This window comes from Capnocytophaga cynodegmi DSM 19736 (genome assembly GCF_000379185.1).
Taxonomy (GTDB): domain Bacteria; phylum Bacteroidota; class Bacteroidia; order Flavobacteriales; family Flavobacteriaceae; genus Capnocytophaga; species Capnocytophaga cynodegmi.
The window spans coordinates 74,064-99,652 of record NZ_KB900704.1 but is presented as its reverse complement, the minus strand read 5'-3'; the positions used below and the strand labels follow the sequence as shown (position 1 = coordinate 99,652).

The window sequence follows — 25,589 nt, the reverse complement described above, 5'->3', positions numbered from 1 at the left end:
GGGTATTTCTATTCGGAATTACTTTTCATTGTAATTTTCTGACTTGTAACAAACTCGCATTACTTTTACGATGTAAGTTTTGCTACTTTGTATTCTTTATATGTTTCTGTAAGATATTTTTCACTCTTGAAAGGAATATGAAATAACACCAAATAGCAAAAAATATAAATAAGGACTATGACAAAAGAAAATATGCTTATAAAATATTTATTTTCAATATACTCAGTATGATGAATATTAGCCATAGAAAGTGTGTTAAGTATGATTACTAAAAGAGAAGCACACCAACCATTATTAAAAATAATATCCTTCAAAATCCATTTTTTGTCGTTTTGATTCTGTCTTTTCTTCCTGATATATTGTTGGATGAAGAAAGAAATAATTGTTAAATAGGTACTCATAAACAGCACATTAACAACGGTTCCTTTGTCAGAAGATAGGTTTAACAAAATAAATAATGACATTGTCAGAATTATTGTCATTATAATTTTGGGGAACGAGAAAAAAGCGATTATTTCTTTCCAAATAATGTTCTTATATCGTTTACGCAGTTGTTTTTCTTTCTCTTCTGTAATTTCCTTAAAACCAAAAGTACCAAACTTTTGAGCTTCTTGTATTAAAAGGATTTCAAAATCGTCATCAGGAAATTCTTGCCAATGCGTTTCGATAGCATTTGCCAGATGGTCAACCAGTTCAGTTTGTACGTCAAAGTATTTCACCTGACACTGATGCGTAAATTCGTACAGACGTTCGATTTGTTTTGGGGTTACGGTTTTCATATAAGGAATGGTTTTAGGTTAATTTTATTTCTGGTGTTATAATTCGTTGTAAAGATTCTATAAAAGTTTGTATTTCAGATATCTGCTTTTCAGTCTCTTTAATGCCACTTTCTGTGATTTTGTAATATTTTCGTATTCGGTTATCCACTTGTTCTATTTCGGGAGTGAGCAATCCTTGGGCTTCCAATTTGTGAAGTGTAGGATACAAAGCTCCTTCCGTTATGGAAATTTCACCCTGCGTTAGTTGTTTTACTTTTTGTGTAATTTCGTAGCCATACATTCGTCCGTTGTCCTGTAACAGCTTCATAATGATGGTACTCAGACTTCCTTTATAGAGTGCTGAATTTTGTTTTTTCATTATCTTATATATTTATGCTGCAAATATACATAAAATTCTTATGTATGTAAGTGAAAATTTAATTTTTTTTTTTGTCATTGTCGTACTTAACATTTATTTTTATTTGTGTATGTGCTTAAAAATATATAGGTTTGCGAACTAACTACTTGGCTTATAAATTATGGGAGAAAATTATTTTTTAAATCAGATAAAAATTGCTTTGTGTTTATTGTTTTTTTTAGTGTCGGGATTGATGAAGGCACAAATTCAGATTAAGTCGGAATATATTGGAGCTTCACAAGTGAAAGATAATCAAGGCAATAATTTGGCACAAGGCGGCGACTTAAAAGTTGCAGACGTAATGATTCGTGTTCCGTTAGCAATGCAAAAAAATGAAAATGATGAGACTATTAAAGCTACGTTTGTATCGCTTTGGGGAACATATGCGTCATTGAATAACAGACTCTTATCGAAAGAATATTCTATTTCGGATATCTCAAATGTTTCATTAACTTTCGGACAATTATTACCAATAACTAAAAAATGGTCGCTTTTGGTAATGGCAGGGGGAGGAATTTTCACAACCAATTTTCCGAAATTTTCTCAAAAATCTGCTTTTTTACAAGGAGGAGCGATGATGTTGAGGAAAGAAAGCTCAAAGTTTGATTGGGGTATAGGGGCTTCTATCAATAATTCGTATGATTATGCAATGATTACACCCGCATTTTTGCTAAATTGGAAGATTGATGACAAACATAAATTGAGTGTCTTTTATTATAATTATTTTGATTTTGAATTCAGTAGAAAAATCTCTGAAAACTTCAAATTGAGTTTGGTAGCTGAGGGAGAAGTACTTTTAGGGCTCTATAATAAAGAAGAAAAAGAAGCCTCTTTTGTGACTCAATTTGGTCACGGAGGGGTTCGTTCTGAATTTAAAATTGGGAAAAATTTTTATATTCCTATTACATTAGGGGTTTCTTTTTCAAGAAGTACATATTTTGACGAAAAAACATTCAAATTTTATTATAACGTAATAGGAGATAATAAACTTTCTTCGTACTTTGCGGCGGGTTTCCGATATGGAGGGTAGTTGTTTAACGATTAAATTTAGAAAAGGCAAAAATGCGATTACATAAAAATTTGACAGATGCAGTAATTGAAGGGTTGAGTTTTATTTTCAATGAGAATCATTATGCTGATAAAGTAGTTGAAAGACAGCTAAAAAAAGATAAACGTTGGGGAGCTCGTGATAGGGCTTTTATCGCCGAAACTACGTATGAAATTGTCCGTTGGAAGCGTTTGTATGCTGAGATTGCCGAAGTAAAACAACCTTTTTCTGTTCAAGATTTACGCCGAATGTTTGCCGTTTGGGCGGTTTTGAAAGGCATTTCTTTACCCAATTGGTCATACTTTGAAAACACCCCTCAACGTCGTATAAAAGGAAAATTTGATGAACTTTCAAAAGTTAGAAAATTTAGAGAGTCGATACCTGATTGGCTTGATAATCTTGGAGTTGAAGAATTAGGAGAACTTTTTTGGAATGACGAAATTCACGCACTCAATACATTAGCTCCTGTGGTTTTACGAGCTAACACACTGAAGATATCCGCACAACAATTAAAAAATGTGTTAGAAGATGAAGGTGTAGAGGCAAATTTGTTAAAAAATTATCCTGATGCTTTGGTACTTTCCGAACGGGTTAATGTTTTTTCCACAAAAGCATTTTCAAATGGTTTTTTCGAGGTGCAAGACGCTTCATCGCAAAAAGTGGCTCCATTTTTGCAGGTGGTTTCAGGTATGCGTGTAGTGGACACTTGTGCTGGAGCTGGAGGAAAAACTCTGCATTTGGCTTCTTTAATGAAGAACAAAGGACAAATAATTGCAATGGATATTTATGAAAATAAGTTGCAAGAACTTAAAAGAAGAGCTCGACGCAATGAAGCTTTTAATATAGAAACAAAGCTCATTGATTCCAAACAGCTAAAACGTATGCAAAATATGGCTGATAGAGTTTTAATTGATGCCCCTTGTAGTGGTTTGGGAGTTTTGAGGAGAAATCCTGATGCAAAATGGAAACTAAAACCCGAATTTTTAGAACAAATACGCAAAACTCAACAGGAAATTTTGCAAAATTACAGCAAATTGGTGAAATCAGGAGGAAAATTAGTATATGCTACTTGTTCAATTCTTCCATCTGAAAACCAAAAGCAAGTAGAAGATTTTTTAAAATCAGAAGAGGGGAGAGGATTTGTTTTTGAGGAGGAAGATAAAATTTTTGCCAGTCAATCGGGGTACGACGGATTTTATATGGTAAGAATGCGAAAAGATAATTAAATGTTGTATGTCATATTCAATTTTTTTGTTTAATTAAGATTTTTTCGATTTAATTCAAAAATAATCTGTAAATTGCACCTCTTTTGTTATTTTTCTCTTTTAGAGAAAGGTTTTTTAGTGCTATATTTCTGATATTTATGTTGTTATAGAAATGCTTAGGCAGATTAAAAATAGTTTGTATCTATCTTTTATAATGGTTTTGATATCTTCTTGTGAATATTTTTCAAAGGAAGTGCCTCAGTATGCCATTGCCCGAGTTGGCGAAAAATATCTCTATAAGGAAGATATAGCTGCCATTATGCCAGTCGATTACACAAAGGAAGATAGCATAAGCATAGCTGAAAAATACATCAATAATTGGGCAATAAAAGAACTGATGCTTGTAAATGCTGAACGAAACATAAACGACCAAGAAAAAGAAAATTTTGAACGTTTAGTGAGTGATTATCGAGCAGATTTGTATATTAATTTTTATAAAGAAGGGCTGATTAACAATGCGATAGATACTGTTGTTAATGAGAAAGAAATGCAATTCTTTTATGAGAAAAACAAGGAAGTTTTTAAATTGAATGAAACTCTGATGAAATTGAGATATATTCAAGTTTCATTGAATGAAAAGAAGAAAAAAATAAGTGCTTTTGAAGAAAAATTAAAGCGTTTTGAAAATTCTGATAAAAGAGAGTTAGATTCTCTATCATTACACTTTACATCTGTTTACTTGAACGATTCCACTTGGGTTAAGGCTGAAAGTGTATTGAAAAAGCTTCCTTTTTTGGAAAAAGAGATGGAAAATAACAGGCAATCATTTGTCAGTCATAGAGATTCTTCTGGAATTTATTTCGTGCAGATTTGCGATGTTTTGCGAAGAAATGAACAGGCTCCTATGGAATATGTTTTGCCTACTTTACAACAAATTATATTGAATCAGAGGAAATTAGAGTTTGTTAAAAAACTCGAAACAGATATTATAAACACAGGTATAAAGAAAAAACAATTTGAAATTATTTATGAATAGAAAAATTGTATCCGCTGTCGGAATGTTATTTTTAACTTTTGGGTTATATGCTCAAAATGATACAGTTGCTAGTAAAGAAGTAGTTCAAAAACGTTTGAAAGTTGATGGCGTTGCAGCTGTAGTTGGCGACCATTTAATTTTAGAATCGGATATAGACAAGACTTTTATTGAGCTGCAAAATCAGAATGTAGATACAAAGAACTTCACTCGTTGTCAAGTTTTAGGTAAATTGATGGAGGACAGATTGTATGCTCATCAGGCAGTTCAAGATAGTATTTCGGTTGCGGATAGTAGAGTTCGAGAGGCTGTAAATCAGCAAATAGAAGGTTTATTATCAAGACTGGGAGGCGATATGAAAAAGTTGCTTGAATTCTATAAGAAAGAAGATGAGCAATCAATGCGTGAGGAACTTTTTGATATTTTTAAACTGAATATGCTTTCCCAACAAATGCGTTCGAAAGTAGTTGAAAAAGTGGAAGTCACTCCAGAAGAGGTGCGTCAATTTTTTAATGCTATTCCTGAAGAAGAACGTCCAGTTTTTAATACAGAACTTGAGATAGCTCAAATTGTTATAAATCCTGTGGCTCCTAAGGAGGAAATTCAGAAAGTAATAGACCAGTTAAATGAAATAAAAGCCGATGTGGAGCAAAATGGAGTAAGTTTTGCTACTAAAGCAATACTTTACTCAAAAGACCGTGCAACTGGTGGGCAAACGCTTACTTTCAATCGTTCTTCACATTTTGATAAAGCATTTAAAGATGTAGCTTTCAGTTTGCAAGAAGGCGAAATTTCTAAACCTTTTGAATCAAGTTTTGGTTGGCATATCATAGAAATGGTTGATATTAGGGGAAAAGAAGTAACAGTGCGACATATCTTATTAATGCCTAATGTACCCCGCGAGTCATTAGTAGAAGCCAGAGAAAAGATTGATAAAATTCGTGAAAGAATAATCAATAACGAACTTACTTTTGATGAAGCTGCTCGTAGCTTATCTGATGAAAAAGAAACTCGAGGTGATGGAGGTCAGCTTGTTAATCCAGAAGATCTTTCTTCACGTTTTGAACTTACACGATTGGAACCAGCTATGTATAATAAAGTTGCAAAATTGCAAGATGGAGAGGTTTCTGTTCCGTATCTTGATGAAGATGAAACAGGGAAAAAGAGCTATAAAATTTATCAAGTAACAAATCGCCACGAGGAGCATAAAGCCGATTTTGTGAAAGATTATGTAAAAATTCAGGATTTAGCCTTAAAAGAAAAACAACTCAAAGTTATAGCCAAGTGGATAAGTGAAAATATTGAAAAAACACACATTATGGTTAATGGAGAGTACAAAAAATGTGAATTTTCTAACAATTGGTTAAAAAAATAGTATTACTTGTAGGGAAATTTGTGGCTTTTTGACGTTTTTCTGTAATGCAACTTTTTTATTATTCTGAGATAGACGAGAACTCAAAATCTTTCTTTTTCGATAAGGAGGAGAGTCAGCACATCGTAAAAGTTCTCCGTAAGAAACAAGGTGATTTTCTGTATGTTACAAACGGAAAGGGCTTACTTTTTCAAACGGAAATCACTTTTGCTTCTCCAAAGCAGTGTGAAGTTTCGATATTGAAATATGAACGCAAATCACCTCGTTCTTACTATTTACACTTGGTAGTAGCTCCAACAAAAATGAATGAGCGGTATGAGTGGTTTTTGGAGAAAGCAGTTGAAATTGGAGTAGATGAAATCACTCCAATAATTTGTCATCATTCCGAAAGAACTGTGATTAAGGCTGAACGTTTTGAAAAAATTATACATTCAGCAATGAAGCAATCATTACAATGTTATTTACCCAAGTTGAATCCTGCCATATCTTCAATGGATTTTTTTAAGCAATTAAATGATGATTCTGTGAAATTTATAGCTCATTGTCAGGAGGATACTAAATATTTGTTTTCGGAAAAACTTAGTCCATTTCCTAAAAAAATAATGGTTTTGATAGGACCTGAAGGCGATTTTTCATCAGAAGAGATAAAAATAGCTTTGCAAAAAAACTTTCAACCAATTTCTCTCGGAGACAATCGATTACGAACAGAAACTGCAGGAATTGTAGCTTGTGATTTTGTGGCGATTTGTTCCAATTTGAAATAAAATTACAATAAGAAATTGAAGAATATGAATTCTAAAATGATAGCTAATGGAATACTACGAGCCGTTGGGGTAATGGTGTTGGTAGTTTTGTTGCTGTATGCCTTATATTTGGTAAGGTCAATAATAGTTTATATAGTATTAGCGTTAGTTGTTGCTCTGATAGCCAAACCATTAAATTATTTTTTTGCAAAAAAACTGAAAATAAGGAATCAAACCATCAGAATTTTGATAACGATGGGTATTTTTGTTATTTTGAGTTTGGGAACATTTAGTTTATTTGTTCCATTGCTAATTTCACAGGGAAAAAATTTATCAGGATTGAACATAGAACTTTTACGTGCGAATTTGGACGGCTTAACTTCACAGTTTTTTGATAATTTAGGAATTAACAAAGAAAATTATGAAATGAGTGCTTCCGAAGTGCTTAATTTTATTGATATTCCCAACTTTTTGAATACGTTTATTTCTTTCATAGGTAGTTTTGGAGCAGGAGTTTTTTCGGTTTTATTTATTTCATTCTTTTTTATAAAAGATGGAAGTAGTATGTTTGGTTCAATACTTTCATTGGTTTCTGCAAAAAATGCTCGAAAAACAAGAGTTTCAGTTCACAAAATCAATGACTTGCTATCTCGTTATTTTGTTGGACTCGTTTTGCAACTTACCATTTTATTTGTAATATATACAACTACATTGCTCATTTTTGGAGTACAAAATGCCTTCATTATTGCTTTTTTATGTGCATTTTTGAACATAATTCCTTACATAGGACCTATTATAGGATTTGTTTTGATGACTTTTTTAACGATGAGTAGTAATATAAGTAGTGATTTTATGGCTGTTACGCTTCCTACTACAATTTATGTTCTGATAGGATTTCTGATAGGACAATTCATTGATAATGTTTTTTCTCAGCCTCTTATATTCTCTAATTCTGTGAAATCAAGTCCTTTAGAGATATTTTTGGTGATATTGATTACGGGAAGCCTTTTAGGAATTGTTGGAATGGTAATAGCAGTACCAGCCTATACAGTTTTGAAAGTAGTTTTGAAAGAGTTTTTACCTAATAATAAATTGGTTGAATTGATGACTAAAAATATATAAACGATTGATTTTAATTGAAGTAAATAGGATTAGGATATAGAAATTGGTAGCTTAATTCCGTTTTTAGTCTGTCTGAAAGTACTATCTTTCCAGAGGGAGTTCTATCAATCGCGATTTTCGTTCCTTTTTGATGATTAATGATTTCTTGTTTGGTAGGGTGCTTTGGAGCTACTACATTATACAATTTTGATTGTAAATTTAATGAAATCATTTTTTCAATTATCAAACAAATATCCTGATAATGAATGTGATTTACTATCTGACTGGTTTCTGAAACGTTGTATTTGCTAAATATGTGGTTGTCTCCCATTAACCCACCTAATCGTAAAATATTCGTTTGAGGAAATTGATTTTTCAGAAAATTTTCAACATATAGTAATTTTGAGTCTAATAGTTCGCAAGGAAAATCTTCATTTATTTCTGCGTTAATTTGTGGATAGATTCCTACGGAACTGGTGAAAAATAATTGTTTTTCAAAGTTTTCAATGAAAATACAAATATTTTTTAGTCTTTTATTTAAAATATTGCTGTCGAGATGTCTTCCAAATGGAATTGCTATGATGATACAGTCCAATTCGGTGAGAATTTCCCATTTTTTTACTTCAGAATCATCAAAATCTATAATAAAAGAATGAAAATAGGAGCTTAAAAACTTGTTTTTGTCTGTACTTCGAGTTGTTGTGTAGATTGTATTGTTTGTTTTTAAATGGTTTGCTAATCGAAAACCCAACCAGCCACATCCTATGATACCTATTTTCATTCTTGTATGTTATTGTTTTAAAGTAGTTGAAATTTTTTCTAATAAATTTTTTAAACCTTCTTCATCAACAGAATTGTCATTCAAAGCAGTTGAAATTTTTGAAAGTTGAGTCACATCTAAGCCATTAGCAAGAATTCTCATAAGAGCCATTTTTTCCTTTTTTTCAACTATCAGAACGATTACTTCTTTTATATTTTCTTCTGTACCAACATAATCAATCTGAAATTTAGTACCTTTATTAGTAGTTCGGATTAAATCTTGATACTTCTCATCTTTTAAAATTGAAGTTACCTTTTTGTATTCTTTTTTAAGCTCTAAACTATCATTTTTGTTAAATATTAGGAAGTTAACTCTGTTAATAATGTTGAATATGTTCTCTTTTTCAGTAGGAACATTTCCTAAAAAATCCTTTGGAGCGATGTTCATTGAAACAAAGTTTGGATTTTCTGAATTTTTAACGATGTACTGCTGTATACTTTCCTGCTGACAAGAAGCAAACGTAAGTAGCAATCCGAATAAAATCAAGATTCGCATTTTAATAATTATTATTTTGTTTTTACTTCTTTAATTTCTTCTGGCAAGTTTATATTTTTTGTCAGAACGCCTATTTTATTAAGGTCAATGTCCCCTACTAAGCTTAAAATCACTGCTTTATTTGAACTTCCTCCATCTTCAATAAACATTAATAGTTCAGAAACGTGATCAGCATTTTTTCCTTGCTTTACGTAAAACTTAACGTTGGTAGCTTTGTCTTTCACTCGCATCAATTCCGTTAATGTAGATTTACTCAGATAGTTTTGAACTTCTTTTTTCATACTCTGAGCTACGGTTTTATTTTCTGTAGTGAATACTTTTAAACCTGTTAATTTATTGGCAATTTCCATAAATTCCTTTGCTTCAGAATCTTTGCTGTCAATTTTGGAAAGCATTTGAAACATTTTCTGAGAAACTACTACAGTCGTTACCTCATCATTTTCTTCAAATTTGTCGAACGCAGATTGTCCGACTACACTCATTGATATCAAAAAGATATTTACTAAAAGAATTAATTTTGTCTTCATATGATTTACTTTTATTGTGATTATTATTTATTAAAATTCGTTCAAATTTATTATTTTGTTTGTTGTTGTTTCAAAATCTTTTAAGTATTCTATTTTTTTTGTTCCTTTATTATAATTGAAAGAAATCATTTGTAAGGCTTCTTTCACTTGTTCAAAGGCAACTTCGGCTTCTTGTTGTTGTTTTTGTTGCTTGAGATAGTAACTGACTCCAAATAAAATACTCAAAAATGTTGCCGCAATTCCAATTTTCCAAAATAATTTTCTTTTTTTAGAAACTTTTATAGGGAATTCTTTCTGCTTAAATTCTTCTAATCCAGCTTTTTGAAAGTATGAAAACATTGGTCTATATTTTTCTAAAGAAGCATCTACATTTTCAGAATTGAAATATTCTTGCAATTCTTTTTCTTCTTGCAGAGAAGTTTCTCCCTCAAAATATTTTTCTAATAATAATTCAATTTTTTTTGTCATATTTTTATTTTTAATATTCAAATGTTAATAATTTTTCACGCACTGCTTTCCTAGCTCTTGACAGAATTACCCGAATGGTAGCCTCTTTTATTCCAGTTATTTTTTCAATTTCTTCAAATTCATATTGTTCTATATCACGTAGTTGCATAACCATACGCTGTTGATCAGTCAGTTCATTGATTATATTTTTTACTTTTTCCAGCATATCGGTTGTTTCTATTTCTTTTTGTAATGAGATATGATTTTTAGTTTCATATTTTATACTTGTAAGAGACACATTTTCAGAACTTTTTGCTTTTAATTTATCATAACACAGATTTTTGGTTAGTGTCATTGTGTAGGCTTCTAAATTTTGTATATCTTTTATTTTTTGGTTTTGTTGCCACAATTTTAGCAGAATTTCTTGCGATGTATCTTCAGCTTCATCTTTTGAGATAAGCAACCGCTTTGCGAAACGATAAATCTTATCCTGAAACGGACGAATATGTTCTAAAAAAGCTTTGTGTGTCATACAAAAATCATAATTTTCTTCATACAAAAGACGAATATATGAAAAAAATGTTACATTTGTAGGAAAAATTTTATTTTATGAAAAGAATATTATTGCCTACTTTGTTGATTTTTAGTTTTTTATCTTGTAAAAAAGATAATGATGACACTCCAAAACCAGACAATGTAAAGGATAGAGAATTGTTAAATTTGCAAATCAAAGACTTCGTCTGGAAAGGGCTTAACACATTCTACTTGTGGCAGTCAGATGTGCCGAATTTGGCAGATACGCGTTTTGCTTCGAACGTACAACAAACTAATTTCACAAACACTGCCTATTCTGATTTTTTGAAGAATTATAAAACGCCTGAAGAATTATTTTATAATTTATTGAATAAATCCCAAAGAATACACGGAAGAGAAGGAGCTATTGACCGATTTAGCTATATTACAGATGATTATACAAAATTGGAACGTGATTTTCAAGGAATTTCTCTTAGTACGGGTATGCAATTTGGTTTGACAAGGTACGGAAAAGAAGGAGGTATTTTAGGATTTGTTCAGTATGTACTTCCTGGCTCTGAAGCGGAACAAAAAGGTGTACAAAGAGGAGATTTATTCTTAGCTGTAGATGGTACTCCCTTGACAGTCAGCAATTATGGCACGTTGTTGTTCAACGACAAAACATCAATGGCTATTGAAATTTACAGATTAGAAAATGTAAACGGACAACCAACTATCCAAAAAACCAATAAATCGGTAGTAATGGCGAAAAAAGAAATTACTGAAAATCCGATACTTGTGAAAAAGGTAATTGAAAAAGACAACCACAAAATAGGTTATTTGATGTACAACGGATTCGTTGCTAATTTTGACAAACAACTCAACGAAGCATTTGGAGAGTTTAAAAGTCAGGGAGTTACTGATTTTGTTTTGGACTTACGTTACAATGGAGGAGGGCGTATTTCTTCCGCAATTTACTTAGCCTCAATGATTACAGGGCAGTTTAAAGGGCAAATTTTTGCTAAAGAACGTTGGAACAGAAAGTTACAGCCTGTTGCTGAAAAAAGAGGAGGTGTGGATAATTTCTTTACAGATGAAATGGTTACAGAAAGTAAAGAAAAACTGATGATTAATAGTCTGAATTTGAGTAAGATATATATATTAACTTCAGGTAGAACAGCCTCAGCAAGTGAGTTGGTAATCAATGGTTTAAAAGCCTATATTGATGTAGTTCAGATTGGAGATGTAACTGTGGGGAAAAATCAAGGCTCTATAACGGTTTATGATTGGATTGATGATAATAGTAATAGAAATCCAAAACATAAATGGGCAATGCAACCATTGGTTTTGAAAATTGAAAATGCAAAAGGAGAAGGAGACTACACAAGTGGCTTACGTCCAACATTCCAAATGGAAGAAGATTTAGCAAACTACGGAGTTTTGGGCGATGAAAAAGAACCTTTGTTAGCAAAAGCAATTCAAACTATTACAGGAATAACAGACAAACGTTTGCCAAGTCAACCGGAAATACCTGCAAAAGGTTTTATTCACTCAAAATCATTCAATTTTGCAGCCAATGAAATGTATAAATAGTTGAAAATCAATTTTAATTCTATTTTCTGGTTTCAGGATGAGTAAATTTTACAGATTAACAGTATCAGAAATAAAAAAATTAACGGAAGATTCCGTTAAGATTACTTTTGCTTTGCCCGAATTTCTGAAAAAAATATTTTCGTATGAAGCTGGTCAATATCTTACCTTACAACAAGATATTGATAATCAGAAAATAAGAAGAGCGTATTCAATTTGTTCAGGTGTAGATGAAATTGAATTAAGTGTGGCTGTAAAGCGGATTCCGAATGGGATTTTTTCTACGTATGCAACTACGAAACTTAAGAAAGGAGATATTATTGAAGTAATGCCTCCAGAAGGAAGATTTGTTTTTCTTGATATTTTCGGAGATGGAGATATCGTGCTTTTTTCTGCAGGAAGTGGCGTAACCCCTATGATGAGCATAGCTAAAACAGCGTTGACCAAAACAAATGTGAATGTTGTGTTCGTTTACGGAAATAAAACGAAGGAAGATTCACTCTTTTTTGATGAAATTGAGCAACTTAGAGAAAGATATCCTAATAGATTTTGGGTACATTACGTTTTCAGTCAGCAAGTGTGGGGTGAACATATTTCGGGAAGAATTGATAATAAAGTAGTTGACTTTATTTTTCAAAAATACAGCAACTTTGATTTAGGATATTATTATCTTTGTGGTCCTAATCAGATGGTTTCCAACGTGAAAGAATACATTATCAATAAGGGGATACATCAAGATTATATTTTCACTGAACTTTTTGAAGTAACATCATCTGAAAGCACTAACTTTTCTCATTTGCAAGGAGAAGTTGTTGTCTCTTGTGTTTTAAAAGGAGAAGAGAAAGTATTTCAAATTCCTAAAAATCAATCACTTTTAGAAGGAATACGCTCACAGGGAATAGATGTACCATATTCGTGCTTAAATGGGGTTTGTAGTAGTTGTATAGGCAAAATTACAGAAGGGGAAGCAAGAATGGCGAAAAATGAAACTTTGGTTGAAAAGGAAATCTCGGAAGGATTGATACTTACCTGTCAGGCGTATGCTGTGACAGACAAATTGAAAATTGAATATGATATATAAAAAATGTAATTTAATATGAAACGCGTATTTATTTTAATGATGGGGTTATCTTCTTGTCAATTAGGAGATTCTTCTAAACATATTGCTATGGAAAAATATGAACCTAGTTCAGAGGGTATTCTTGTAGATATCCGAACTCCTGAGGAATTTTCTGAAGGGCATTTAGAAAATGCTGTAAATATAAATTTCTTTGATGAGGATTTTGTCTCAAATTTTGAAAAGGAGTTTGATAAAAATGATACCATCTATATCCATTGTAAAAGTGGAGGAAGAAGTACAAAGGCGGTTCAAATACTTGAAGGTAAGGGGTATAAGAATTTAATTCACTTAGATGGAGGAATCTTACGTTGGTTGGAGGCGGGTAAACCTGTCGAAAAATAGGAGATTATTATTTAAATTGAATATAAATTGAACTTACTGGTTGTAAAAAAATAATTTTGAAAATCAGAAGTATAGAAAAAAGATATATCTTTGGGCAAAATTTAAGTTATGTTTGAATTTGATCAATATTTAGGATTTTTAGTGTTTTTAGGTATTGCGATGATTGGCTTCTGGTTGATGGCTTTTTTGCTTACCTTCGTAGTTCCTTATTGGGTTGGTGGAGCCATTATGGAAGCCATTAAAGAAAAAAGAGAAGCCAGAAAGGCAAAACGTCAGTAATACTAGGTAGCTTTTTAAAAATATATTTTGATTAGGTCTCTATGAAAGAAAATCTTTTGTAGAGGTCCTTTTCTTGTTTTAATATTTTGCTTATGTCAGCGGTTATAGAAGAAAAATTACAGAAAATTCCTATCATTCGTAATGGAGTTTCTTTCCTGAAAAAAATTCCATTATCAAGTAATGCTTTTTCTTTATATGATTTGCTTGAGCTTTATATTGTTGGAATTATAAAAGGTGCTTTAACACACAGGGCAAGTGCTATTTCTTATAGTTTTTTCATTGCTATGTTCCCTTTTTTGTTATTCATTTTGAATCTGATTCCTTATATTCCTATTGATAATTTTCAAATAGATGTTTGGAATTTTATAAACAGTTTGTTGCCTCCTGGTACGAATGAGTTTTTTGCAGATATTTTCTTTGATATTGCTGACACTCCCAGAGGAGGACTTCTTTCTTCAGTTTTTTTGTTGTCTATCTTCTTGATGACCAATGGGGTTGTAGCTATTTTCGGAGGTTTTGAATTTTCATATCACGTTAAAATTACCCGAACTTTTATAAAGCAGTATATTGTATCCTTAATTGTAGCTATCGTGCTGGGATTGCTGATATTAGTAGTTGTTGCAATGTTCATTTCGTATGAAATTTATTTTCTTCCTTATTTGGAAGAATGGGGACTTTTGTACGATTATGAAACACTAATCAAATGGTCGAAAATAGGATTTATTTCTATAATAACGTATTTTGGAACATCAATTCTTTTCTTTTTTGGTACTCACGAAGGAAAGAAAAGCAGGTTTTTCTCAGTAGGTTCTATCTTTACGGTGTTACTTTTTGGTTTAACTACTTATTTCTTCGGTATTTACATTGAAAATTTTTCTCAATACAATCAACTTTATGGTTCTATTGGGGCTTTATTGATTTTTTTGTTTTATATTTGGCTTAATTCAAACATTTTATTGTTGGGATTTGAACTAAATGCAGCTTTATTACAATTAAAAAAATCAAACTAAATGTCTTATTTTGTTGATGTAATTCTTCCAATTCCTCTTCGGAAATTGTTTACCTATGGTGTGAATCAAGATGAGGCACATTTTTTAAAATCAGGAATGCGAGTTGCTGTATCTTTCGGTAAATCAAAGGTTTATACTGCTTTAGTTTTTCAAGTACATACTAATCAGCCAACATATCAAACTAAGGATATTGAATATATCTTAGATGAAACTCCTGTTGTAAATCAGTTACAATTACAGCATTGGCAATGGATTTCCGAATTTTATATGTGTTCACTGGGCGAGGTTTTTAAAATGGCAATGCCTTCTTCTTTTTTGCTGGAAAGTGAAACAATCATCGAAAAGATTTCCAGAGAATTGGAAATTAATGAATTAACAGATGATGAATGGTTGATTTATGAAGCTCTTAATTTTAAAACTGCATTAACAGGAAATGAAGTTGCTAAGATAGTAGGAAATAAAAAAGCCTTGAAAGTTCTGAAAGGATTAGTAGACAAAAATGCAATAAAAATTTCCGAAAAAATATTTGAAAAGTATGTTCCAAAGTTAGTGAAATATATTAGATTATCTACTGAATATCAATCTGATGAAGGAATAAAAAAAGCTTTTGACATTCTCTCGAAAACAACGAAACAAAAACAACTTATTGTTGCGTATTTCAATTGTATTAATAAAGAAAAAGGAGCTTTAAAAGCAGAGAAATTACTTTCACAAGCGAATGTTTCTGCGAGTGTTTTAAAGTCTGTGGTTGAAAAAGGAATTTTTGAAGAATATTTTATTCAAAAAGACCGCATCAATTTCACTGGAGATTTGTACGAAAAAAAAATATTGAGTGATGCTCAACAAGAATCTTTTCTTGAAATTCAAAATCAGTTTGAGGAAAAAGAGATTGTTCTTTTTCAGGGAGTTACAGCTTCAGGAAAAACAGAAATTTACATTGAACTTATTGACCAAGTGTTAAAATCAGGAAAACAAGTTCTGTACTTGCTTCCTGAAATAGGACTTACAATACATTTAATCAATAGATTAAAGAAATATTTTGGAGATAAAATGGGGGTTTATCATTCCAAATATACAACTAATGAGCGAGTTGAAGTCTGGAATAATGTCCTGAACGGAAATACTAAAAATCAGCTTGTTGTGGGAGTTCGTTCATCTGTCTTTTTACCTTTTTCAAACTTAGGATTAGTCATTGTTGATGAAGAACACGATACTTCTTACCGCCAATTTGAACCAGCTCCGCGTTTTCATACTCGTGATGCAGCAATAGTTCTATCTAAAATACATAAAGCCAAAGTGTTATTGGGTTCAGCAACTCCTTCATTGGAGAGTCTTTACAATGCAAAGCGAGAAAAATACGGATATGTATATCTTTCAAAGCGTTTTGGTGACTTTCAAGTTCCTGATATCGAAATTATTGATATTAAAGATAAGCATTTTAGAAAACAAATGACAGGGCATTTTTCTGATGAACTTATCGAAGAAATTGGGAAGACACTCCAAAAGGGAAATCAAGTTATATTATTTCAAAATCAGAGAGGCTATGCTCCTGTAATTCAATGTAAATCGTGTGCGACAGTACCTCAATGTCCTCATTGTGATGTTAGTTTAACGTATCATCAAGGAAGAAATCAATTGCGATGCCACTACTGCGGCTATGCTATAGCAAAACCTGAAGTTTGCATAGCTTGTGGAAGTACAGATTTAATAACAAAAGGCGTTGGAACGGAGCAAATTGCAAAAGAACTTACAGAATTATTCCCTGATGTGACCATTGATAGAATGGATCAAGATACTACCAGCGGAAAATACGGCTATGAAAAAATATTATCAAAGTTTGAACAGCGAGAAACACAAATTTTGGTAGGAACACAAATGATTAGCAAAGGTTTAGATTTTGAAAATGTTGGGTTGGTAGGGGTTATGAATGCCGATTCATTTATCCATTTTCCAGATTTCAGAGCTTATGAGCGTAGCTTTCAGTTATTGGTACAGATATCGGGTAGGGCAGGGCGTAGTTCCCAAAAAGGAAAGGTTTTAATTCAGACTTATAGTCCGAAACATCCTGTTTTGCAACAAGTTTTGCACAACAATTTTAAGGAAATGTTCCAAAGTCAAATTAAGGAACGTAAAGAATTTCATTATCCTCCTTTCGTTCGATTAATTAAAATAACGTTCAAACATTCTGACTTTAATAAAGTAAATGAAGGAGCGGAGTGGTTTGCAGAGGCACTACGTCAAGGGTTTTCGCAGCAGCAACTTTTGCAAGTGTTGGGACCTGAATTTCCGTTAGTTTCTCGCATTCGTAATGAGTATATAAAGGATATTTTAGTGAAAATTCCGCCAGAAATTTCCGTTGAAAGCGTTAAAAAATATATTTTGAGGACAGAAATCAGCTTTCAATCTGTTGCTAATTTTAGGTCTGTTCGAGTAATCTTCAATGTGGAATAAATACCGAAGATTTTTATTTAGTTATTTTGCCTTAAAATTTTATTAAAAAATATTTTCCGATTGCTTTGCCCAACGAGATTTCATTAAAAAATACTTTCTGGTTGCTTTGCTCAATGAGATTTCATTAAAAAATACTTTCTGGTTGCTTCGCCTAACGAGATTTTGCTAAAAAATATTTTTCGATTGTTTTGCCCAACGAGATTTTACTCAAAAATATTTTCCGATTGTTTTGCCCAACGAGATTTTACTAAAAAATATTTTCCGGTTGCTTTGCCCAATGAGATTTTACTAAAAAATATTTTCCGGTTGCTTCGCCCAATGAGATTTTATTAAAAAATATTTTCCGGTTGCTTTGCCTAATGAGATTTTACTAAAAAATATTTTCTGATTGCTTTGCCCAACGAGATTTCATTAAAAAATAGTTTTTGAAAGTGTTTTTCATTCAGTATATTGATGAAAAATTTTTTAAATAATAGTAGACAAAAAACAAAACCTCAGGAACAAAATCAAATGATTAACATTCCTGAGGATTTATTTTATTACAAGGATAGTTAGAAAATTACCATAAATATCAATATCGTGATAAGACAGGTAACCAAAGGACCTACAACTCCAGCGATTAATCCAATATATCTGAAATCTTTCTGTTGTAAGTAACCCGTACTATAAACAATGGCATTGGGTGGCGTGGATATTGGTAAAAATAACGCAGTAGATGCACTAAGCCCAATAACGATAGGCAAAACAATAGGATGTTGATGTGTCAAGATAGCCGCAATCGGAATTAAAATGGTAGCCGTAGCCGTATTACTCATCACGTTGGACATCAAAACTGTCAGTAGAGCAAAAACAATCACTAATACATAAAAATTCAAATTAACTTGCTGAAGTTTATCTACATAATGCTGTGCCAGTCCTGTTTCTTTAATCGCCATACCTAAGGCTAAACCTCCTGCTACGAGCATCAGTGTATCCCAAGGTAATTTGCGAACGTCGTGTCCGTTAACAATTCCTAACATCGTTAATAACATAATAGGAATGAAAGAAACGATAGCGGCAGGTATATTGTGTAATTTCTCGGTAAGCCATAACAAAAGCGTAACGGAAAGAATTGCCAGAACCACATTTTTTTTCATTTTCAAAATAGTTGGACTTTCCTGTTTTTCCTCTTCAGTTAGTTCATCGTCCAATTGTATGTGGATAGGCGTATTTACTTTAATGTACTTGATTTTTAATAGATACCACGCGGTCACTGTTAAGATAATGGAAACGGGCATTCCTACGTACATCCACTCAAGAAATCCGATACCTTTGTCAGAAAGAGCATCAACGGCGATAGCATTTGGTGGTGAACCGATTAACGTTCCCATACCTCCAAAAGAAGCCGCAGCGGCAATACCAATCAACAATGCTTTACTTAAGGTAGAATCTTTCGGAAGCGTTTTTAGGAAAGCCGCCACTGAAGCTACCATCATAGCCGTAGTTGCCGTGTTGGACATAATCATTGAAAAAGTAGCCGTAGTAAGCATCAGTCCTAAAAGGATTTTATCTGGAGTTTTTCCAAATCGTGAGATGGACATTTTAAATACGATTCTGTCCAGATGTGTTTTTTGCATAGCGTAGGCAATGAAAAAACCTCCTAACATTAACCAAATCACACTATTTGACCACGTATTTACGTATTCTTGATAGTACGATTTAGCATTTTCAGGGTCTAATTCTGAGTAATAACTATTGGTGGCAAAAATAAGAAATCCGAAGATAAAAAGCCCCGTAGCAAACGGTGGGATTGCCTCCGTTACCCATAGCCCAATGGCTAAAAACAAAATGAACAGAACATAAATTTGAGCTCTGTTAAGCTCTGGTTCGTACAGCCAATACGTAAGCCCAAAAGCCAGTATCGCACTTAGCAAAAAGTAAATAATTCTGCGCTGTATGTCAACTACTTTTTGAATACGCGACAAGATTTGAAACGAATAATGTCTAGAATCTGCCATAGTTTATAATTTAAAAAGATGGTTAAAACTTCCGCCAAAGCTACAAAAAGAAAAGCAAAGAAGATAATTTTTTATGTTAAATTTTAAAAGAATTTCATTGAGTTGAAAAAAATAAAGGCTAAAAATTTTTATATACGTATTTCTTTAGTTATTTTTTGATTATAACGAACAAAACGATAAATGCTCTCAATTTCTTTAAACAAAACTGAAAGAGTAGTTTAACCAAGAATTAATAAAAAAATCTTCATACTTTTGCAACTAAAATATAAAATATGGCAAGAGATGAAGTGTTAAAGGCTCGATGGGAAAAAGTAGTGGAAGAACTATCAAAAACCTTTGCCGATGGAGAGAAACTTGATTTGGAAGCGATTATATATCTTGTTGGTATTCAGGAATTAGGGCAAATAAAATCAAAATATAAGAAGGACGAAAAGGTAAATTTGATGCACATTGCTATTTGCAAACTGCTTGAGCCTTATGGTTATTACAAATTTGATTATACCGATTCTGATGGTTGGCCTCATTATTCTTTGGTAGAACAACTTCCAGCTTTGAAGGCGGGGGAGCAATCCATTTTAATGAAAGAAGCAATTGTTCAGTATTTTGAAAATATGGGCTTTTTTCAGGAAGAATAATACTTGTAATGAGGCTTATCTCTCCGAGATTGTGAAAAAAAACATATCTTTGCCACCCAAAAAACTAAAGATAAAAATGACTTCATCAGAAGAAAGAAAAAAGGTTGCATTCTACACATTGGGTTGTAAGTTAAATTTTTCAGAAACTTCAACCATAGCTCGTAGTTTTGAAACGGAAGGATTTGAACGAGTTGATTTTGAACAACCTGCTGATATATACGTAATAAATACCTGTTCTGTAACGGAAAATGCAGATAGGCAATTTAAGCAAATAGTTCGCAAAGCTCTGAAAACAAATGATAAGGCTTTCATTGCGGCGGTGGGCTGTTACGCTCAGCTTAAGCCAGAAGAATTGGCTTCTGTTGATGGTGTAGATTTGGTGTTGGGAGCAAAGGAAAAGTTCGATATAACACAATATATTGATGATTTGACCAAAAATAATGAAGGTCAGGTACATTCTTGCGAAATTTCGGAAACAGATTTTTATGTAGGGAGTTATTCAATTGGTGATCGTACACGTGCCTTTTTGAAGGTTCAAGATGGTTGTGATTACAAATGTACGTACTGTACAATTCCGATGGCTCGTGGTATCTCACGTAGCGATACGATTGATAATATTCTCAAAAATGCACAAAAAATTTCCGAACAGGGTATAAAAGAAATCGTTTTAACGGGTGTAAACATAGGTGATTACGGCAAAGGTGAGTTTGGTAATAAAAAACACGAACATACCTTCCTTGATTTGGTAAAAGCCTTAGATGAGGTAGAAGGTATTGAGCGTTTGCGTATTTCTTCTATTGAACCCAACCTGTTAAAAGATGAAATTATTGATTTTGTGTCAAAAAGTAATGCGTTTGTTCCTCATTTTCACGTGCCTTTGCAAAGTGGAAGTAATGAAATTCTCAAGAAAATGAAGCGTCGTTATTTGCGAGAAGTTTATGTTGATAGGGTTGAAAAAATAAAAGAAGCAATGCCTCACGCTTGTATTGGTGTAGATGTTATTGTAGGATTTCCTGGTGAAACTGACGAACTTTTTTTGGAAACATATCATTTTTTGAGTGAGTTGGAGGTATCTTATTTACACGTTTTCACATATTCGGAAAGGGATAATACTGAGGCTGTATTGATGGAAGGTGTTGTGCCTGATGTGGTTCGTGCAAAACGAAGTAAAATGCTGCGTGGGCTTTCTGCTAAAAAAAGAAATGCGTTTTATCAAAGTCAGTTGGGAACAGAACGAATTGTTCTTTTTGAAGGTGAAAACAAACAAGGATACATTCACGGATTTACAGAAAATTACGTAAAGGTAAAAACGCCTTGGAATCCTGAATTAGTTAATACACTGCATAAAGTAAAACTCACTAAAATTGATTCTGACGGAATAGTACGATTTGATTTTCTGTAATTAATTTCTACTAGAGATTTTTACCTTTTTTATAATAGAAAATTTGTGTTCTTTTTTCAAAAATCCCTACCTTTGTGCGATCGAATTTGAGAAATTCTGATGATTTTTAGATAATAACTTCTCAATCAATAAACAAATTAAATATGAACAAATCAGTATATATTATTACATCTGACACCTATAGCGGAAAGTCATTAGTTACTTTAGGAGTAATGCAGATGATTATGCGAAACACAACCAAAGTAGCATATTTCAAACCGATTTTGGAAAGTAAAACTCAGAAAGATAATCATATAATGACGATTCTTTCTCATTTTCAGTTGGATATGGAATATGATGATGCGTATGTTTTTTCACGCAGTGAGGTAGCAAGTCTTAAAAATAAGGGAAAGATAGGCGAGGTTTACGATACAATTATCAAAAGATACAAAGCATTGGAAAGCAAGTATGACTTTGTACTTGTGGAAGGAACAGATTTATTGGAGGAAAGCAATGTATTTGATATTAATTTCAATGCTTCTTTAGCTCAAAGTTTGAATATTCCAGCACTTATTGTATTGAAAGATAATTTCTCTTCGGAAGATGAGCTGATTAATCACATACAAATAGAGGTAAATTCTTTACTTGAACAAGAAGTCCAAATCTTGGGCGTATTTATCAATAAAGCAAAGTATTACGTTGATGGAATAAAACAAAAACTTCAACAAGAATACAAAAATATTCATTTCACGTTTATTCCAAAAGAAGGTGATTTGAGTCGTCCAACAGTGAAGGAGGTTGCCGATGAATTAGGAGCTCGTTTTCTTTACAAAGGAGATGAAGTGGATATAATTACCAAAAAAACTATTGTAGGTGGAATGCAGTTGCATAATTTTCTTAATCATTTGTCAGAGAGTTGCTTAGCTGTAATACCTGCTGACCGCTCCGATTTGATTATTGGAACATTGGCTGCTCACATTTCGTCCAACTATCCACGTGTGGCGGGGATAGTGCTTTCAGGAGCTCTTACACCTGAGAAATCTATTGTAAAAATTCTTGATGGAACACAAAAGATGATTCCTATTATGGTTTCGAAGTTAGGTACTTTTGAGACAGCTAATCGTATTGGGAATATTAAATCGAAAATCTATCCTGAAAGTTTTGAGAAAATCAAATTGTGTATGCAATTATTTGAAAAATACGCTGATGTAGAGGATTTAAACAAAAGAATTTCTTCTTTCAAGTCAGAAACCATCACGCCGCGTATGTTCCAATACAATATGGTTCAAAAAGCTCGTAATGCACAAAAACACATTGTTTTACCTGAAGGAACAGATGATCGTATTCTTACGGCAGCATCACAATTAGCTTCTGATGAATTGGTTTATCTGACTATTCTTGGAGAGCCAGAGAAAATAGTTGCACGAGCCAATGAGCTTGGTTTGCGTTGGGACGAAAATCGCATATCAATTGTCAACCCAATAGAAAGCCCTAAGTATAGTTTATATGCGGAGAAATTGTACGAACTTCGTAAATCCAAAGGGATGGAACTTTCACAAGCACGTGATTTAATGCTTGATGTTTCGTATTTTGGTACAATGATGGTATTTTTAGGTGATGCAGATGGAATGGTTTCGGGGGCAGTAAACACAACGGCACACACAATTCGGCCTTCGTTACAATTTGTAAAAACGAAACCCAACGTTAATACAGTTTCTTCAGTATTCTTTATGTTGCTCAATGACAGAGTTCTTGTTTATGGAGATTGTGCAATTGTTCCGAACCCAACGGCAGCACAATTGGCTGAAATAGCCATTTCGTCAGCTGAGTCAGCAAAAGCATTCGGAATTGAGCCAAAAGTTGCTTTACTTTCGTATTCATCAGGAAGTTCTGGAAGCGGTGCTGATGTGGATAAAGTGCGTGAAGCTACTGAAATTGTCAAATCACAACATCCTGAATTACTTGTTGAAGGACCTATTCAGTACGATGCTGCGGTTGACCCTAAAGTAGGAAAAAGCAAAATGCCTAATTCAAAAGTAGCTGGACAAGCAAATGTACTTATTTTCCCTGATTTGAATACTGGAAATAACACGTACAAAGCGGTGCAACGTGAAACAGGAGCATTAGCTATTGGTCCGATGTTGCAAGGGCTTAAAAAACCTGTAAACGATTTGAGTAGAGGGGCGACCATTCCTGATATTTACAATACGGTGTTGATTACAGCTATTCAATCAGTTATGGAGGAATAGAATTAATTTTGAAAAAATATGTTTTTTGCCAAAGTCCAAAAGCTTTGGCAAATTTTTTGACCAATTATTATTTTTAAATTTTAAATTATAATTCATTGTATGAAAGAAGTTATTATTATTTTTGTTTGTTTTTTTGCACTAAGATTAGTTTCCTTGGCGATTTCAATTAGAAACGAAAAAAGAATTAAGGAAATGGGAGGAATTCAATACGGAAAATTTAATTCGATGTTGCTCACATCAGCTCACGTTTCCTTTTATTTTTTATGTTTGTTTGAAGCCATTTGGAAAGAGCATTTTTCTTTAGATTCTACCTCAAAAATGGGAGTTGCTTTGCTTGTTTTTGCCTATTTAATATTGTTTTATGTGATTTACCAGCTCAAAGAAATTTGGACACTAAAAATATACATATTGCCTAATCATAAAATCAATAAGTCTTTCTTATTCAAATGGATAAAACATCCTAATTATTTTTTAAACATTCTACCTGAACTCGTAGGAATCGCTCTTCTGTGTAAAGCCTATACAACACTTTGTGTTATGTTGCCTATTTATGCAGTAATTTTAACTATTCGGATTCGACAGGAAGAGGCAGTAATGAAGCATTTGCTATGATTTCAGTTGATGATTTTTAATTGTAGTTATAAAGTAAAAATATATTTGTAATTAAATGAAAAAGTTTCCGTAGCTTTGTGGTTTGTTTTACGATTTTCTTTTACTAAGAGATTGTTTACGGAAAGAAAGAATGTCTGAAAAATTTTCGAATTAATTTATGTAATCGTTTTTAATAAAAATACATATGGAAATATTAATAATAAATTCAGGAAGCTCTTCATTGAAGTATCAATTAATTGATTCAAGAGAAGGAGTTTCAAAAGTAAAAGGACTTGTTGATAGAATCGGGATTGATGGAAGTACAATCAAATATGTTGCATTGAAAAATGGTAAAGAAACAGAAATAAAGAAACAATTACCTATTCGTAACCACGAGGAAGCAATGAAACAAGTGACTGATTTGCTTACAGACACAGAGGTTGGAGTTATCAGTAACCCAGATGATATTAAAGCTGTGGGGCATCGTGTGGTTCACGGAGGGGAGAAATTTGTACAGCCAACACTTATAAATGAAGAAGTTAAAAAGGAGATTGAGAAACTTATTCCTTTGTCGCCTTTGCACAATCCAGCTTGTTTGGAAGGTATTCGTAGTGCAGAAAAGATTTTTAAAAAGGCGAATCACGTAGCTGTCTTCGATACTGCTTTTCATCAAACTATGCCTTCCAAAGCATTCCGATATGCAATTCCGAATGAATATTATAAGGATTATGGTGTAAGAGCGTATGGATTTCACGGAACCAGCCACAAATATGTTGATGCACAAGCACGTAAATATTTGAATGAAAATATAAAAAATATTACGATACATTTAGGGAATGGGTCAAGTATGGCTGCTGTAAATGAGAATGGTAGCTGTATGGATACAACAATGGGGCTTACACCTCTTGACGGATTAGTAATGGGAACACGTTGTGGAAATATTGATGCAGGAGTAATTTTTTATCTTGCTGACCGATTGAACCTAACTTCCGATGAAATTAGTACAATTCTCAACAAGAAAAGTGGAATGTTCGGACTTACAGGTAGTTCCGATGCACGAGATGTATCAGATAAATATTTTGCAGGAGATGCAAATGCAATCCTTTGTTATGAGATGTATGCCTACCGAATTAAGAAATTTATTGGTGCATATGCCGCTATTTTGAACGGATTGGATAGCATCACTTTTACGGCAGGTTTAGGCGAAAACGATGATTTAATTCGCTTACTTGCGTGTCAAGAAATGGATTTTTTAGGAATAGAAATTGATGAGAATAAAAACAAAGAACTTAACCGTCCTAAAGGAGTTGTTGAAATTCAAAGGGATAAAAGTCGTGTAAAAATTCTTATCATTCCTACCAATGAGGAGTTACAGATAGCCAATGAAGTAGTAGAATTGATTGGTTAGGAGTTGATAATAAAAAAAACAGCCAAATTTTTAAAAATTTGGCTGTTTTTTTGCCT

At 32.7% G+C, this 25,589-nt stretch carries 25 protein-coding genes; 17 read left to right on the top strand and 8 right to left on the bottom strand.

From position 1 onward, the window contains the following. Positions 1-65 precede the first annotated feature (65 nt). Entirely contained in the window at positions 66-779 is a 714-nt protein-coding gene (locus YW9_RS0101615) for a hypothetical protein (protein WP_018278429.1), read from the bottom strand. Positions 780-792: 13 nt separating this feature from the next. Beyond that, the gene (locus tag YW9_RS0101610; protein ID WP_018278428.1) at positions 793-1,137 is read right to left on the bottom strand and encodes a PadR family transcriptional regulator; all 345 of its coding nucleotides are present in this window, start codon (positions 1,135-1,137) and stop codon (positions 793-795) included. 160 nt (positions 1,138-1,297) lie between these two features. Between YW9_RS0101610 and YW9_RS0101605 the strand changes: the two genes are divergently transcribed. The 6 genes from YW9_RS0101605 to YW9_RS0101580 all read left to right on the top strand — a co-directional run bounded on the left by YW9_RS0101605 (position 1,298) and on the right by YW9_RS0101580 (position 7,699). After that, positions 1,298-2,206 (top strand): DUF6268 family outer membrane beta-barrel protein, encoded by a 909-nt coding sequence (locus YW9_RS0101605; protein WP_018278427.1) that lies wholly within the window; start codon positions 1,298-1,300, stop codon positions 2,204-2,206. A 32-nt stretch (positions 2,207-2,238) separates the two neighbouring features. Further along, on the top strand, positions 2,239-3,450 hold the full coding sequence (locus YW9_RS0101600; protein ID WP_018278426.1) for an RsmB/NOP family class I SAM-dependent RNA methyltransferase: 1,212 nt from the start codon (positions 2,239-2,241) through the stop codon (positions 3,448-3,450). A gap of 151 nt (positions 3,451-3,601) precedes the next feature. Continuing rightward, complete coding sequence (locus tag YW9_RS0101595) at positions 3,602-4,465, top strand: hypothetical protein (protein WP_040353605.1); 864 nt, start codon at positions 3,602-3,604, stop codon at positions 4,463-4,465. Further along, positions 4,458-5,837, top strand: a complete 1,380-nt coding sequence (locus tag YW9_RS0101590; RefSeq protein ID WP_018278424.1) for a peptidylprolyl isomerase — start codon at positions 4,458-4,460, stop codon at positions 5,835-5,837. Before YW9_RS0101595 ends, YW9_RS0101590 begins: the two co-directional genes overlap by 8 nt. Positions 5,838-5,881: 44 nt before the next feature. Next, on the top strand, positions 5,882-6,598 hold the full coding sequence (locus YW9_RS0101585; RefSeq protein ID WP_018278423.1) for a 16S rRNA (uracil(1498)-N(3))-methyltransferase: 717 nt from the start codon (positions 5,882-5,884) through the stop codon (positions 6,596-6,598). Positions 6,599-6,622: 24 nt separating this feature from the next. Next, the gene (locus tag YW9_RS0101580; protein ID WP_018278422.1) at positions 6,623-7,699 is read left to right on the top strand and encodes an AI-2E family transporter; all 1,077 of its coding nucleotides are present in this window, start codon (positions 6,623-6,625) and stop codon (positions 7,697-7,699) included. A gap of 10 nt (positions 7,700-7,709) precedes the next feature. On the opposite strand, the gene YW9_RS0101575 is transcribed toward YW9_RS0101580, so the two are convergent. Genes YW9_RS0101575 through YW9_RS0101555 form a run of 5 tightly spaced genes read right to left on the bottom strand, consistent with a single transcriptional unit; the run spans position 7,710 to position 10,499 of the window. Then, positions 7,710-8,459, bottom strand: coding sequence for a Rossmann-fold NAD(P)-binding domain-containing protein (locus YW9_RS0101575; protein ID WP_018278421.1), 750 nt, complete (start codon positions 8,457-8,459; stop codon positions 7,710-7,712). A 9-nt stretch (positions 8,460-8,468) separates the two neighbouring features. Next, positions 8,469-8,993, bottom strand: coding sequence for a DUF4252 domain-containing protein (locus YW9_RS0101570; protein ID WP_018278420.1), 525 nt, complete (start codon positions 8,991-8,993; stop codon positions 8,469-8,471). A gap of 11 nt (positions 8,994-9,004) precedes the next feature. Next, a complete protein-coding gene (locus YW9_RS0101565; RefSeq protein ID WP_026193728.1) occupies positions 9,005-9,520 on the bottom strand; it encodes a DUF4252 domain-containing protein in 516 nt (171 codons plus the stop codon). A gap of 30 nt (positions 9,521-9,550) precedes the next feature. Then, positions 9,551-9,988 (bottom strand): hypothetical protein, encoded by a 438-nt coding sequence (locus YW9_RS0101560; protein ID WP_018278418.1) that lies wholly within the window; start codon positions 9,986-9,988, stop codon positions 9,551-9,553. Positions 9,989-9,998: 10 nt separating this feature from the next. Next, positions 9,999-10,499: an RNA polymerase sigma factor gene (locus tag YW9_RS0101555; protein WP_018278417.1), complete on the bottom strand. Its 501-nt coding sequence runs from the start codon at positions 10,497-10,499 to the stop codon at positions 9,999-10,001. 77 nt (positions 10,500-10,576) lie between these two features. On the opposite strand from YW9_RS0101555, the gene YW9_RS0101550 reads away from it, so the two are divergent. From YW9_RS0101550 to priA, 6 genes are all read left to right on the top strand, one after another. After that, positions 10,577-12,073 carry a S41 family peptidase gene (locus YW9_RS0101550; protein WP_018278416.1) on the top strand — a complete coding sequence of 499 codons (1,497 nt, stop codon included), beginning with the start codon at positions 10,577-10,579 and terminating at the stop codon, positions 12,071-12,073. A 37-nt stretch (positions 12,074-12,110) separates the two neighbouring features. Then, complete coding sequence (locus YW9_RS0101545; protein ID WP_018278415.1) at positions 12,111-13,151, top strand: 2Fe-2S iron-sulfur cluster-binding protein; 1,041 nt, start codon at positions 12,111-12,113, stop codon at positions 13,149-13,151. 15 nt (positions 13,152-13,166) lie between these two features. Next, complete coding sequence (locus YW9_RS0101540; RefSeq protein WP_018278414.1) at positions 13,167-13,532, top strand: rhodanese-like domain-containing protein; 366 nt, start codon at positions 13,167-13,169, stop codon at positions 13,530-13,532. A gap of 108 nt (positions 13,533-13,640) precedes the next feature. Then, the gene (locus YW9_RS13550) at positions 13,641-13,811 is read left to right on the top strand and encodes a hypothetical protein (RefSeq protein ID WP_018278413.1); all 171 of its coding nucleotides are present in this window, start codon (positions 13,641-13,643) and stop codon (positions 13,809-13,811) included. 92 nt (positions 13,812-13,903) lie between these two features. Further along, positions 13,904-14,821, top strand: coding sequence for a YihY/virulence factor BrkB family protein (locus tag YW9_RS0101530; RefSeq protein WP_018278412.1), 918 nt, complete (start codon positions 13,904-13,906; stop codon positions 14,819-14,821). Next, complete coding sequence (gene priA / locus YW9_RS0101525) at positions 14,822-17,272, top strand: replication restart helicase PriA (protein WP_018278411.1); 2,451 nt, start codon at positions 14,822-14,824, stop codon at positions 17,270-17,272. A 551-nt stretch (positions 17,273-17,823) separates the two neighbouring features. On the opposite strand, the gene YW9_RS0101515 is transcribed toward priA, so the two are convergent. Continuing rightward, positions 17,824-19,269 carry an SLC13 family permease gene (locus tag YW9_RS0101515; RefSeq protein WP_018278409.1) on the bottom strand — a complete coding sequence of 482 codons (1,446 nt, stop codon included), beginning with the start codon at positions 19,267-19,269 and terminating at the stop codon, positions 17,824-17,826. Positions 19,270-19,541: 272 nt separating this feature from the next. On the opposite strand from YW9_RS0101515, the gene YW9_RS0101510 reads away from it, so the two are divergent. The 5 genes from YW9_RS0101510 (at position 19,542) to YW9_RS0101490 (ending at position 25,533) form a co-directional block, all read left to right on the top strand. Next, a complete protein-coding gene (locus YW9_RS0101510) occupies positions 19,542-19,904 on the top strand; it encodes a hypothetical protein (RefSeq protein WP_018278408.1) in 363 nt (120 codons plus the stop codon). A 76-nt stretch (positions 19,905-19,980) separates the two neighbouring features. Then, the gene (gene mtaB, locus YW9_RS0101505; protein WP_018278407.1) at positions 19,981-21,306 is read left to right on the top strand and encodes a tRNA (N(6)-L-threonylcarbamoyladenosine(37)-C(2))-methylthiotransferase MtaB; all 1,326 of its coding nucleotides are present in this window, start codon (positions 19,981-19,983) and stop codon (positions 21,304-21,306) included. A gap of 143 nt (positions 21,307-21,449) precedes the next feature. Continuing rightward, the gene (gene pta / locus YW9_RS0101500) at positions 21,450-23,534 is read left to right on the top strand and encodes a phosphate acetyltransferase (protein ID WP_018278406.1); all 2,085 of its coding nucleotides are present in this window, start codon (positions 21,450-21,452) and stop codon (positions 23,532-23,534) included. Positions 23,535-23,633: 99 nt separating this feature from the next. Next, positions 23,634-24,146 (top strand): isoprenylcysteine carboxyl methyltransferase family protein, encoded by a 513-nt coding sequence (locus tag YW9_RS0101495; protein WP_018278405.1) that lies wholly within the window; start codon positions 23,634-23,636, stop codon positions 24,144-24,146. A 184-nt stretch (positions 24,147-24,330) separates the two neighbouring features. Further along, positions 24,331-25,533, top strand: coding sequence for an acetate/propionate family kinase (locus YW9_RS0101490; RefSeq protein ID WP_018278404.1), 1,203 nt, complete (start codon positions 24,331-24,333; stop codon positions 25,531-25,533). Positions 25,534-25,589: the final 56 nt, after the last annotated feature.

Coding starts and splice junctions, on each gene's coding strand:
- YW9_RS0101615 (WP_018278429.1), bottom strand. CDS start 779: ATGAAAACCGTAACCCCAAAACAAATCGAACGTCTGTACGAATTTACG.
- YW9_RS0101610 (WP_018278428.1), bottom strand. CDS start 1,137: ATGAAAAAACAAAATTCAGCACTCTATAAAGGAAGTCTGAGTACCATC.
- YW9_RS0101605 (WP_018278427.1), top strand. CDS start 1,298: ATGGGAGAAAATTATTTTTTAAATCAGATAAAAATTGCTTTGTGTTTA.
- YW9_RS0101600 (WP_018278426.1), top strand. CDS start 2,239: ATGCGATTACATAAAAATTTGACAGATGCAGTAATTGAAGGGTTGAGT.
- YW9_RS0101595 (WP_040353605.1), top strand. CDS start 3,602: ATGCTTAGGCAGATTAAAAATAGTTTGTATCTATCTTTTATAATGGTT.
- YW9_RS0101590 (WP_018278424.1), top strand. CDS start 4,458: ATGAATAGAAAAATTGTATCCGCTGTCGGAATGTTATTTTTAACTTTT.
- YW9_RS0101585 (WP_018278423.1), top strand. CDS start 5,882: ATGCAACTTTTTTATTATTCTGAGATAGACGAGAACTCAAAATCTTTC.
- YW9_RS0101580 (WP_018278422.1), top strand. CDS start 6,623: ATGAATTCTAAAATGATAGCTAATGGAATACTACGAGCCGTTGGGGTA.
- YW9_RS0101575 (WP_018278421.1), bottom strand. CDS start 8,459: ATGAAAATAGGTATCATAGGATGTGGCTGGTTGGGTTTTCGATTAGCA.
- YW9_RS0101570 (WP_018278420.1), bottom strand. CDS start 8,993: ATGCGAATCTTGATTTTATTCGGATTGCTACTTACGTTTGCTTCTTGT.
- YW9_RS0101565 (WP_026193728.1), bottom strand. CDS start 9,520: ATGAAGACAAAATTAATTCTTTTAGTAAATATCTTTTTGATATCAATG.
- YW9_RS0101560 (WP_018278418.1), bottom strand. CDS start 9,988: ATGACAAAAAAAATTGAATTATTATTAGAAAAATATTTTGAGGGAGAA.
- YW9_RS0101555 (WP_018278417.1), bottom strand. CDS start 10,499: ATGACACACAAAGCTTTTTTAGAACATATTCGTCCGTTTCAGGATAAG.
- YW9_RS0101550 (WP_018278416.1), top strand. CDS start 10,577: ATGAAAAGAATATTATTGCCTACTTTGTTGATTTTTAGTTTTTTATCT.
- YW9_RS0101545 (WP_018278415.1), top strand. CDS start 12,111: ATGAGTAAATTTTACAGATTAACAGTATCAGAAATAAAAAAATTAACG.
- YW9_RS0101540 (WP_018278414.1), top strand. CDS start 13,167: ATGAAACGCGTATTTATTTTAATGATGGGGTTATCTTCTTGTCAATTA.
- YW9_RS13550 (WP_018278413.1), top strand. CDS start 13,641: ATGTTTGAATTTGATCAATATTTAGGATTTTTAGTGTTTTTAGGTATT.
- YW9_RS0101530 (WP_018278412.1), top strand. CDS start 13,904: ATGTCAGCGGTTATAGAAGAAAAATTACAGAAAATTCCTATCATTCGT.
- priA (WP_018278411.1), top strand. CDS start 14,822: ATGTCTTATTTTGTTGATGTAATTCTTCCAATTCCTCTTCGGAAATTG.
- YW9_RS0101515 (WP_018278409.1), bottom strand. CDS start 19,269: ATGGCAGATTCTAGACATTATTCGTTTCAAATCTTGTCGCGTATTCAA.
- YW9_RS0101510 (WP_018278408.1), top strand. CDS start 19,542: ATGGCAAGAGATGAAGTGTTAAAGGCTCGATGGGAAAAAGTAGTGGAA.
- mtaB (WP_018278407.1), top strand. CDS start 19,981: ATGACTTCATCAGAAGAAAGAAAAAAGGTTGCATTCTACACATTGGGT.
- pta (WP_018278406.1), top strand. CDS start 21,450: ATGAACAAATCAGTATATATTATTACATCTGACACCTATAGCGGAAAG.
- YW9_RS0101495 (WP_018278405.1), top strand. CDS start 23,634: ATGAAAGAAGTTATTATTATTTTTGTTTGTTTTTTTGCACTAAGATTA.
- YW9_RS0101490 (WP_018278404.1), top strand. CDS start 24,331: ATGGAAATATTAATAATAAATTCAGGAAGCTCTTCATTGAAGTATCAA.